This window comes from Streptomyces sp. NPDC056231 (assembly GCF_048270745.1).
In the GTDB taxonomy this organism is placed as follows: domain Bacteria; phylum Actinomycetota; class Actinomycetes; order Streptomycetales; family Streptomycetaceae; genus Streptomyces.
Map to the genome: position 1 here is coordinate 1 of NZ_JBLVKW010000125.1, position 10,709 is coordinate 10,709.

General features: G+C 69.3%; 9 protein-coding genes. 5 read left to right on the top strand and 4 right to left on the bottom strand.

Annotated features, from left to right (window positions below; genetic code table 11):
* Positions 1-133: 133 nt before the first annotated feature.
* Positions 134-1,294, bottom strand: a complete 1,161-nt coding sequence (locus tag ACNPQM_RS41275; RefSeq protein WP_418088010.1) for a PP2C family protein-serine/threonine phosphatase — start codon at positions 1,292-1,294, stop codon at positions 134-136.
* A 62-nt stretch (positions 1,295-1,356) separates the two neighbouring features.
* On the opposite strand from ACNPQM_RS41275, the gene ACNPQM_RS41280 reads away from it, so the two are divergent.
* On the top strand, positions 1,357-1,542 hold the full coding sequence (locus ACNPQM_RS41280) for a hypothetical protein (protein ID WP_418088011.1): 186 nt from the start codon (positions 1,357-1,359) through the stop codon (positions 1,540-1,542).
* Between the two features lie 385 nt (positions 1,543-1,927).
* Here the strand turns inward: ACNPQM_RS41280 and ACNPQM_RS41285 are convergent, their stop codons facing one another.
* The gene (locus ACNPQM_RS41285; protein WP_418088012.1) at positions 1,928-2,896 is read right to left on the bottom strand and encodes an ArsR/SmtB family transcription factor; all 969 of its coding nucleotides are present in this window, start codon (positions 2,894-2,896) and stop codon (positions 1,928-1,930) included.
* Between the two features lie 58 nt (positions 2,897-2,954).
* Between ACNPQM_RS41285 and ACNPQM_RS41290 the strand changes: the two genes are divergently transcribed.
* Positions 2,955-4,187 (top strand): MFS transporter, encoded by a 1,233-nt coding sequence (locus ACNPQM_RS41290; protein ID WP_418088013.1) that lies wholly within the window; start codon positions 2,955-2,957, stop codon positions 4,185-4,187.
* A gap of 51 nt (positions 4,188-4,238) precedes the next feature.
* Here the strand turns inward: ACNPQM_RS41290 and ACNPQM_RS41295 are convergent, their stop codons facing one another.
* Together ACNPQM_RS41295 and ACNPQM_RS41300 are read right to left on the bottom strand one after the other, a co-directional pair.
* Positions 4,239-6,677 (bottom strand): SpoIIE family protein phosphatase, encoded by a 2,439-nt coding sequence (locus ACNPQM_RS41295; protein ID WP_418088014.1) that lies wholly within the window; start codon positions 6,675-6,677, stop codon positions 4,239-4,241.
* A 249-nt stretch (positions 6,678-6,926) separates the two neighbouring features.
* Positions 6,927-7,844 carry a LysR family transcriptional regulator gene (locus ACNPQM_RS41300; RefSeq protein ID WP_418088015.1) on the bottom strand — a complete coding sequence of 306 codons (918 nt, stop codon included), beginning with the start codon at positions 7,842-7,844 and terminating at the stop codon, positions 6,927-6,929.
* Positions 7,845-7,941: 97 nt separating this feature from the next.
* Here ACNPQM_RS41300 and ACNPQM_RS41305 point away from each other — a divergent pair, with 97 nt between their 5' ends.
* From ACNPQM_RS41305 to ACNPQM_RS41315, 3 genes are all read left to right on the top strand, one after another.
* Positions 7,942-8,433: a GNAT family N-acetyltransferase gene (locus tag ACNPQM_RS41305; protein WP_418088016.1), complete on the top strand. Its 492-nt coding sequence runs from the start codon at positions 7,942-7,944 to the stop codon at positions 8,431-8,433.
* 220 nt (positions 8,434-8,653) lie between these two features.
* Positions 8,654-9,697, top strand: coding sequence for a S66 family peptidase (locus tag ACNPQM_RS41310; protein WP_418088017.1), 1,044 nt, complete (start codon positions 8,654-8,656; stop codon positions 9,695-9,697).
* 157 nt (positions 9,698-9,854) lie between these two features.
* On the top strand, positions 9,855-10,580 hold the full coding sequence (locus ACNPQM_RS41315; RefSeq protein ID WP_418088018.1) for a FadR/GntR family transcriptional regulator: 726 nt from the start codon (positions 9,855-9,857) through the stop codon (positions 10,578-10,580).
* Positions 10,581-10,709: the final 129 nt, after the last annotated feature.

Genomic DNA, 10,709 nt, shown 5'->3' on the forward strand with positions numbered 1-10,709 from the left:
GCGCCCTGAACGTCCTACGGGCCGGGCTGGTCCGTCGCGAAGCCCAACCGGCATAGCGAGAAGCCCCCTCGTTTACGAGGGGGAGGAGTCACGGGCCTGCGAGATCCATTGTCAGGTGTCCATCCGACAGGGGTTACCTCATTCGCTCACCTTCGGCGTCGCGTGGCTGCTCCACGAGCGGTGGCTGGGGATGCGGGGCGGTTGCGCGGCGGATGGCGATGAGGGCTATGTCGTCGCCGAGGTTCCCTCTGGTGTGGGCGAGCAGGTCCCGCTGGATGTGGTGAAGCAGGGCTTCGGGGGTTTTGTCGGACCACTGGGCGGCGCGTTCCGCGAACGGGTAGAAGACGCCGTCGCGGTCGCGGGCCTCGATGACGCCGTCGGTGTAGAGAAGCAGGGTGTTGCCGGAGTTGAAGGGCAGCACGTCGAGGGTGTGGTCGTCCGGGTCGGTGATGCCGACGCCCAGTGGGGGTGCGGGGTGCAGGTTCGGGACGGTCACGGTGTTGTCCGGACCGAGCAGCAAGGGCGCCGGGTGGCCGCAGCTGGTCATTTGGATGACGGGTTCGTCGTCGGGGATCTCCAGGAGGACAGCGGTGACGAAGCGTTCCCCGGCCCGGTCCGCCGGTTCGAAGTCGGCCAGGTAGCGGGTCACGCTGCGTTCCAGAGCCAGGGCCATTTGGGGCAGGGCGGCGTGCTGGTGAGCGGCCTCGCGGAAGGCGCCGAGCAGGAGGGCGGCCTCGCCGATCGCGGGCAGCCCCTTGCCCTGTACGTCGCCGATCATCACACGCACGGCGCTGTCGGTACGGGCGGCGGCGTACAGGTCGCCGCCGATCTCGGCCTCCTCTTCGGCGGACAGGTAGAGGCAGGCGAGCTGCAGCGGGCCGAGCCTGCTGGGCAGTGGCCACAGCAGGGCGTGCTGGGCGGCCTCGGCGACCGACCGCACCTGGGCCAGCTGGCGTCTGTGCCAACGGCGCACCACGGAGTAGAACACGATCAGCAAGGAGAGCACCGTGAGGGCGAGCACCTGCACCAGCAGGCCCTGCGAGTACTGCGGGCCGAGGTGCCAGCCGATGAACGCCTGCGCCGCCACGGCCAGGGCTCCGATGCCGCCCGTCGTCCAGGGCCCGGCGAACGACGCGGTGAGCGCGGGCGCGATCACCAGCAGGGGGCCGAGGACGACGTGGGGGGTCACTACGTCCGCGATCGTGATCAACACGATGAGCGCGACCGGGAGCAGCAGCAACGCACGGGCCGACCGTAGCTGCCCCATCCCGGCAAAGCGCCGCCTGGGAGCCATGTCTTCCACAGTGCACCCACCCAGGGCGGTTAGCGAGAGGAGTCGGCCGACCGCTTCCGAAGGTGACCGCGTCGGCGTTCGAGGAACTCCTGCGCCACCTGAACATCCTGCCCAGGGGAGGCGTCCACGGCCTGCACATGGTCTTCGTGCCCGTCGCGCTCATCGAGGCACGGCAATACGGGGAGCGGCCCCTGCCTGCGGCGATGCCGGCGGGAGAGGGCCCCGCTCCGTCATCTGCATGCGCCTGAGACGGGCCCGGCGCGCGAAGGCGGGCAGCCGTCCCGGCACATAGGCCTGCCCGCCGCCACCACGACCACCGACCCGACATGAGCCACCCCGCTTGCGGGGAGCGCTGCACGGTGATCGCGCCTGGCGATGACGACCAGTGTCGCGGTCGGCACTGACAGTCCCATGCGTGCGGGTCGAGTCGCCGTCCCTGGGTACCAAGCCGGAGTCCGCATCGGCGACGGCACCCACCCCGCTGCGGCCTGCGCCCCTACGCGACGCGGAGCCCGGCGACCGGTGACGACGGGAGCCGGTTCCTCCCGGGCGCTGCCGGCGGCGTCGGCTCGTCACCGGCCCTGATTGCCATCAGGTGGCTACGCACCGGACAACGGGTTTCCGGATGAGGACTCATCCGGATGACTGGGCTTCCAACAAGGCCTCCCCGACGGCCGTTCGGTAGTAGAGCACGGACCGTCCGGCACGTCTGCGCCGCACAAGGTGAGCGCCAAGAAGGATCTTCAGATGGCGGCCCACCGATCCCAGACCCTGGCCGGTCAACGCCACGAGCTGTGTCGTGCTCTTCGGAGTGTCGAGAAGCATGAGGACGCTCGCCCGCGCCGACCCGAGCAGCGCGCGCAGAGGCTCTGGCACCGGAGCCTGGCCGGTGTCTGCCAGGGTGCCTGAACACGGGTACACCACGGCGTACCGGTGGGACTCCCATGAGACCCAGCTCTGTCGCGGCGTGACGGGCACGAACATCAACTGCGCTCCGGAGAGCTCTCGTGGCGGCGAATCATGCGCAGTGATCTGCAAGCGGCTCCCGCCGAGCCAGCGCATTCCCGTGCGCATGTCCTCCAGGGCTGTGATCCAACCGCCTTGGCTCAGCTGCATCGTGCGCCCGATGACATCCGCCTCGATGATCCGTCGACGACGCGGCCAGTAGGGCAGAACCGTCTGCGTCCATACCCATTCCAAGAGATCTGCTGCGCGTTCCGGAAGATCCGAGCGGCACAGTCGGTCCGGGAGCGGTCCGCCCGAGGACAGCGTCAGGTCGGTGCGGGCAGTCTCGGGCGGCGTTTCGCGTATCCGCGTCAGTTCGTCTTCGAGTGCCTGCTCGCCCTCGCCTGTCGGTGTGGGCGTGAGGAAGGTCGCGTTCCAGGTGCGCCCCAGAGCGGCCCGGACAAGCAGTGCGGTGAGCGGGTCGTCGGCTTGCCGTGCCCGGTAGGCGGGCAGGTGGGCGTCGAGCCATGTCCGCTCGTCCGGATACGCGGCCGTTCCCCGCTCCAGTGCTTTCAGGCTCGCGGTGGCCTCGGCCAGCGGCGAGACGACGAAGCGGCTGTTCGCAAGCGTGTCCGCGTTGACCTGCCACCAGCTCATCTTTCGCCTCCGTGCGAAACAGTAACGTCCCGGCATCGGCGCCACTGAGACTCCGGTCATGCGCACCTATCGCGAACTCTTCCGGACACCGGAGTTCACGCCCCTCTTCCTGTCGTCCACCGGGCAGGTGGCGGCCCAGACGGTGAGCGGGCTGGCCCTGGGAATCCAGGTCTACACGGCGACCGGCTCGCCACTGCTCTCAGCCCTCGCGATGTTCGGCCCCTCACTCACGCAGGTGATCGGCGCGGCGACGCTGCTTTCGGCAGCCGACCGGTTGCCGCCACGTGCCGCACTCACCGGCCTGTCAGTGCTCTTCGGCCTCGGCACAGCCGCCCAAGCCGTACCGGGCCTGCCTGTTGCAGGGGTCTTCGCCATCGTCCTCGGCCTCGGAGTCGTCTCTGCCCTCGGTGGTGGTGTGCGCTACGGACTGCTCAACGAAGTCCTCGACAAGGAGGGATATCTGCTCGGTCGCGCCGTGCTGAACATGTCCACGGGCACCGTGCAGATCTGCGGCTTCGCGGTCGGTGGCGTACTGACGACGCTCGCGTCACCACGCGGCACCTTGCTCATCGGAGCCGCTCTGTACCTGGCCGGCGCAACCATCGCCCGACTCGGTCTCAGCCGCCGGATGCCTCGGGCCACCGGACAGCCGTCCGTTGCCGAGACGTGGCGGAACAACGGGCGGCTCTGGTCCTCGAAACCACGACGCTACGTCTACCTCGCCCTGTGGGTGCCCAACGGGCTGATCGTCGGCTGCGAGTCGCTGTACGTCCCTTACGCGCCCCGGCACGCGGGGATCCTCTTCGCCTGCGGCGCACTGGGCATGCTGGTGGGAGACACGCTGGCCGGTCGCTTCGTTCCTCAGCGATGGAGGGAACGGCTCGGCGTACCGCTGTGCCTGCTGCTCGCCGCTCCCTTCCTCGTGTTTCCCCTGCATCCGGCACTTCCCCTGGCAGCGGCGACCGTGGCGCTCGCCACGGTCGGGTACTCAGCGAGCCTGCTGCTCCAGGAGCACCTGATATCTCTGACACCGGACGAGCTGACCGGACACGCCCTTGGGCTGCACTCCTCCGGCATGCTCACCATGCAGGGTGTGGGCGCCACCCTCGCGGGCGCTGTCGCAGAGCGCACCTCACCGGCGACAGCGATGGCCGTGATGGCAGCGACGTCCCTCGCAGTCACCCTTTCCCTGGCACCGGGTCTGCGGCCGCCGGCTCGCAGAACCTCTGAGCCTGTTGGCCTCCGAAAGCGAGAGTCCCCAGAACTCACCCATGAGGACGCCGGAAAATAGCCGTCGGTATCGAAAGGACGAGGTCTGTCGCGGACCGGGCACCGGCGGCGCTCACATCGCCGGAATCGGTGCTCCGACAGGAGAAAGAACTTGCTCGGCCCATATGGTCTTGCCGTCGCGGTCGTAGCGGGCGCCCCAACGGGAGGCGAGCTGGGCCACGAGGAACAGACCGCGGCCGCCCTCGTCGCCGGTGCGCGCGCGGCGCAGGTGTGGGGCGTTGAGGCTGCCGTCGGAGACTTCGCAGATGAGGGCTGTGGCGTGGATGAGACGCAGGGCGATGGGGCCGCGCGCGTGCCGGATGGCGTTGGTGACCAGCTCACTGACCATCAGTTCGGTGGTGAAGGTGAGTGGTTCCAAGCCCCAGGTGGCAAGCTGACGGGTGGTGAGGGTGCGGGCATGGGCGACCTGCGCGGGGTCGACCGGCAGCTCCCAGGAGGCAACCTGGCCTGCTTCCAGTACGCGGGTGCGGGCAAGGAGCAGGGCAGCGTCATCGGATCGGTGCTCCGGCAGCAGGGGGGCCACTACGGCATCGCAGAGCTGTTCGAGCGGTCGGGCGGGGCCGGCCATGGTGCGGGACAGTCGGTCGAGTCCGGCGTCGACGTCCCAGCCCGGTGGTTCGATGAGGCCGTCGGTGTAGAGAGCCAGGACAGAGCTGTCCGCGAGACGGCGTTCAGCGGTTTCGAAGGGGAGACCGCCCAGCCCCAGGGGCAGGTTGGGCGGGATGTCGTCGAGGACCTCCACCACACCATCGGGCTGCACCAGGACGGGTGGGGGATGACCGGCGCGCGCGAAGGTGCAGATGCGGGAGATGGGGTCGTAGACGGAGTAAAGACACGTGGCGCCCTCGCAGTCGGGATCCTCCTCGGTGAGACGGATGACGAGGTCGTCGAGCTGGGTGAGGACCTCGTCGGGAGGGAGGTCGAGGCCGGCCAGTGTATGGACAGCGGTGCGCAGCCGTCCCATGATGGCCGCCGCGTGCAGGCCGTGGCCGGTGACGTCTCCGACGACCAGGGCGACGCGGGATCCCGACAGGGGCACGACGTCGAACCAGTCCCCGCCCGCTCCGGCGTGGGCGGCAGCGGGCAGATACCGGTGGGCGGTCTCGACGGCGGGGAAATGGGGCAGACCGTGCGGCAGCAGGCTGCGCTGCAGGGCCAGGGCGGTGTTGTGCTCGCGGGTGTAGCGGCGGGCGTTGTCGATGCATACCGCGGCGCGGGACGAGAAGTCCTCGGCCAGGGACAGGTCCCCTTCGTCGTAGGACCGCGGATCCTGGTGGCGGCCGAAGGTGGCCACACCCAGCGTGATGCCGCGGGCCCGCAGCGGCACTGTCATGTACGAGTGGAAATGGAACTCGCGGATCTTCTCGGCCCGCCGGGCGTCATGGGCGAACCACTGGTCCGCGTCCAGACTCCGCACCAGTACCGATTGCCCGGTGGCCAGGCTCCGGACCTGTGGCGTGCCCGGGGGGTACGCCACAGGCTCGCCCACCACGAACACGGCCTCCGGGGCGTGCTCGCGTACGGAACGGAGTCCTGAGCGGAGGGTATGCACCTCCCCGGCCACCGGGCCGCGGGCCGGTTCCTCGCCCCGCACCGTCGCCTCCAGCAGGTCGATGGCGACGAAGTCCGCGAGGCCGGGAACGGCCGCGTCAGCCAGTTCCTGCGCCGTGCGCACCACGTCCAGCGTGGTGCCGATGTGCACGCCGGCTTCGGTCAGCAGCGCCAGCCGCTGCTGGGCCTGATGGCCCTCAGTGACATCGATGTACATCTGGCACATCCCCAGGACCCGGCCGGCCAGGTCGGTCAGCCGGAAGCAGGAGGTGGAGAACACGTGCTCGTGGTCCGGATCGGACGCCAGGCGGCTGTGCACCTTGAAGTCGACCACCGGCTCGCCGGTGTCCCGCACTCGCCGCAGGATCCGGTCGATCGTCGAGGCCGAGTCCGGTGAGTCATCGCCGATGCGCCGACCGATGAGCCGTTCGGCGGGCAGGGCGGTCGCGCGCTCCGTCGCGGCATTCACCCACAGATACCGCAGCTCGGTGTCCGTGACGGTCACCGGGATCGGGGACTGGCTGAAGAGCGCCTCCAGGATCGCGCGGTCGACATCCTCCCGTTCCACCTCTCGCGCGTCGGTGGCGCTGACGGACCAGCCGGCCTGGCCCTCCCTGCTGAGCACGGGCCGCACACGCACCGCTACCGACACCTCGTGCCCGTCGCGGTGCCTCATGCCCAGTACGCCGTCCCAGCTCTGCCCGGCTGTATGCCGTACCTGGGCAGCCACTGCCGCTTCCCGGTACTTCCGGGTGGTCAGCAGATCCACCGCCGGCTTTCCGCAGACGTCTTCCGCGGGGTATCCAAGGAGTGCTTCCGCCTGCGGGCTCCACAGGGAGATCGCGCCGTTGCCCGCCACGTATGCGATGGCCGTGCACGCACCCGGCGGTGAGTCTCCCGCCCCTGCGTCGAGGCCCCCGGAAACCTTGGTTACGCGCACCGGCACCACCTCGTCCCAGGCCTCTCCCTGCCCATGATAGGGACCGGGGTGGTGCCTGACTCCTTGAGCGCGCTGTGCCCGGGGGAACGCCGGAACCGGATCGGGTCCTGCGGCCCGCCTGTCGGCCAGGACGTTGTGTGCGCCGTCGTCGGGGATGCTTGCCGAGCCCGGTGTCCAGGCGCGGCGGACGAGGCCATGCGCGGCACGCCTTCAAGTAGCCCTTGTGCCGGCAGGGGTTCGCTCCGCTGGTCAACCTCTCGGTGTTCGGTCCTCGCCGCGACCTGTCATGGACTCGGATGCTGCGATGAAGGCTTGTACGAGAGGACGGTCATCTCCTCGGCGGGTGGCCATGAAAATTCGACTCGCTGTAGGAGGCCCGTCGAGCTCGAGCCTTCGAGCGCCTGCGGGGAGCAGCGACGTGACGCTGTAGGGCGCGATGGTGACGCCGAGGCCGGCGGCGACGAACATGACGATGGTGTGCCAGTTCGAACACTCTTGCGCGACCTGGACGTCGATGCCGGCGTCCCGCAACGGCTGCGTGTTCGCGTCGAACGCCTGAGGTCCTGCTGAACGCGGGAACAGGATCAGCGGGTCAGCGGCCAGAGCCGATGCTTCCACATCGTCACCTCTCGCGGCGGGGTGCTCTGTGGGGACGACGGCGACGAACCGTTCCGTTGCCAGCAAGGAAAGGTCGATGTCGTCTCGCTCTTCGGCATCCCGCACGATCCCGACGTCGGCGGTACCCCGCTCCAGGGCCGCCAGGACGTCGACGGTGAAGCCGTCGTGAAGCTTGACCTGGACGTCCGGACGGCGGCGGGAGAATTCACGGAGCCGTTCGCTGACGATCGCGGTGGCGGAGGTGATGAAGGCGAGGTCCAGGCGACCGGCCTCGCCGCGGCCGACGCGCCCGGCCTCCTCGACGTCGGCCGCCAGGCGGCCCAGAAGATCCCTCGCTCGTGGACGGAACGTCGCTCCCGCGTCCGTGAGGCGGACGCTTCGAGAGGTCCGCCGGAACAGCTCCACGCCGACGATCTTCTCAAGCTGTCTGATCTGCTGGGACAGGGCCGGCTGGGCTATGTGCAGCCGCTGGGCGGCACGGCCGAAGTGGAGTTCCTCGGCCACAGCCAGGAAGTACCGCAGATGGCGGAACTCGATTCGCTGATCCATACGTCGAGCTTATTGACAGGGGTCAGTCTGTGTATTGGACATATAGGTGAGCGGGTCCGGAGACTACCGGGGAATGACAACGGAAGGAACCAGCCTGATGCCGTACACCTCCGCCCCGACCGTGGTCTCCTCCATCGCCTCACAGAGTGAAGCCGACGCGTTCCGCGCGCTGAACGAGGAGTGGATCTCGCGCCTGTTCACCCTGCAGGAAGAGGACCGGGCCGTTCTCGCGGATCCGTTCGGCCGCATCGTGGGCCCGGGTGGCGACGTGCTTCTGGCGCATGAACCGGGCAGCGACGCTGTTGTCGGGTGCATCGCGCTTCTGGCCTATCCCGACGCCGTGTTCGAGCTGGCGAAGATGGCCGTGGCCCCCACCGCTCAGGGCCGCGGCATCGGCCGCCAGCTCATCGCCGCAGCAATCGACCGCGCCCGCGCGCTCGGCGGGGCCCGGCTGTTCCTCGGTACGAACAGCAAGCTTGCTCCCGCCATCCACCTCTACGAGAACGCCGGGTTCGCCCGGATCACCCGCGACCGTCTCCCCGTGGCCGACTACTACGCCCGCGCCGACATTCTCATGGAACTGAAGTGACGTCCCGGCCCGTCGCACCACAACTGCCTCGCACTACATCCGCCTTCATCAGCACGTCGGCTTCCCCGATGCCTTCAGCACGCGGCGCCTGCGCCAGGCTGTGGCGGCACCAGCCGGACGGCCTCCTCGGCGGCACACCCGCGCAGGCCGCATCGGCTCGTTCATCGACTGAGCCGAAACCCGGCTGACACCGGGAGCGGGCTGATCCTACGCTCGCCGGATGACGACGCTCAGCTACCCCGACAAGCCCCGCCCCGGCGACCGCGTCGCCGTCATCTCCCCGTCCTCCGGACTGCCCGGAATCCTGCCTCTGCCCTACGAGTTGGGGCTGCGCAGGCTCCGTGACGAGTTCGGGCTCGCAGTGGTGGAGTATCCGGCGACGCGCACCATGGGGTCGACTCCGGCCGAGCGGGCCGCCGACATCCATGCGGCGTTCGCCGACCCCGAGATCAAGGCGGTGATCGCCAGCATCGGCGGTGACGACCAGATCACCGTTCTTCCGCACCTGGACCGCGAGCTGCTGCGCGCCAACCCCAAGCCGTTCTTCGGGTACAGCGACAACACCAACCTGCTGATCCTCCTCCGGAACCTGGGCATCGTCGGCTACCACGGCGGGTCGGTGATGGTCGAACTCGGGCGCCCCGGCGCGATGAACCCCCTGACCGCCGACTCCTTGCGAGCCGCCCTCTTCACCCGGGGAACCTACGAACTGACTCCGGCCAAGGAGACCGACCACGTCAACCGCCGTTGGGAGGACCCCCGGACCTTCGGCTCCGAGCCCGAGATGCGACCCGCCGACGGCTGGATCTGGCACAACGCCGACCGGGTCGTCGAAGGGGGCGGCTGGGGCGGCAATCTGGAGATCCTTTCGTGGCTGCTCATGGCCGACCGCGAGATCCGGCCGGTCGACGAGTACGCCGGTAACGTGCTCTTCCTGGAGACATCCGAAGAAATGCCGCGCGCCGAAGAGGTCTACCGGATCCTCCGGAACATGGGCGAACGCGAGCTGCTCCAGCAGTTCCCCGCGCTGATCATGGGGCGTGCCAAGTGCTGGTCGTTCGCACAGCCGCTCGGCGCCGAGGAGGGGGACCGGTTCCGTGCGGAGCAACGGCAGGCGGTCCTGCGCGCGTTGAGCGAGTACGCCCCCGACACGATGGCTGTCCTCGATGTCGACCTCGGCCACACGGACCCGCAACTGGTGATCCCGTACGGCGGGCACATCCGCGTCGACGGGATCGCCCGCCGCATCGTCGTCACCTACTGAGGCCGCACCTGAACGCACCGGGCGTCGCGTAGCCGAGGCCGTCGGCGTTCCGTGTGCGGCGGGAGGCAACAGGGGCAGTCACGGTGCGCCGAATCTTTGGTCCGACCACATGGCGTGTGTGACATAGTGGGAGGAAATTCGAGGCAGGGGGTGAACGGTGCCCGTCGAGTGGCAACCCGTACGACAGTCCCGTACGCATGAGCTCGTGCTCCAGAGCATCGAGGAGCGGGTGTTCGCGGGAGAGCTCAAGGCGGGGGACCGGCTGCCGCCCGAGCGTGAACTCGCACCGGTGCTCGGAGTCAGCCGATCCGCCCTGCGTGAGGCGTTGCGGGTGCTGGAGACGATCGGGGTGCTCGTCGCGCAGCCCGGGCGCGGCCCGGACGCGGGGGCGCGGATCGTACGCAACCCTGACGACGCCCTCGGCCGGCTGCTGCGGCTCCATTTCGCCCTCGGCAGCTACAGCCTGGAGGACGTCCTCGAGGCGCGCGTCGTGCTCGAACGGTCCAGCTTCGAAGCGGCGGCCACCCACGCCTGTGACGAGGATCTGGACGAGGCGGAGCGCCTGCTCGTACGCATGGGGGAGCCGGATGTCGGAGTCTCCGAGTTCAACGACCTGGACACCCGGTTCCACGTGCAGATCGCCCGCAGCTCCGGCAACGAGCTGACCTCCACTCTCACCTCCGCCGTGCGCGAGTCCGTACGTCCGCTGATTCTGCGGGCGCTGGAGGCGGCCGAGGGCTGGCCGGCCACTGCGAGCGGGCTCAATGCCCAGCATGCCGAACTGCTGCGGCTGGTGCGCACGGGCAAGGGCGCGAAGGCGGCCGATCTGGTCGAGCGGCACATCCGCAGCCTGCACGGCACGCTCGTGGACGAGAAGGAGTAGCCCGCAGGGTGTCGGGCGGCGAGGGGGGGGGGGGGGCGGGGCCCCCCCCCCCCCCCCGGGGGGGCCCCCCCCCCCCGCACGGCCCGAGAGGATTTGTTACGAGCACTAAAAAACGAGAGGATATGAAGT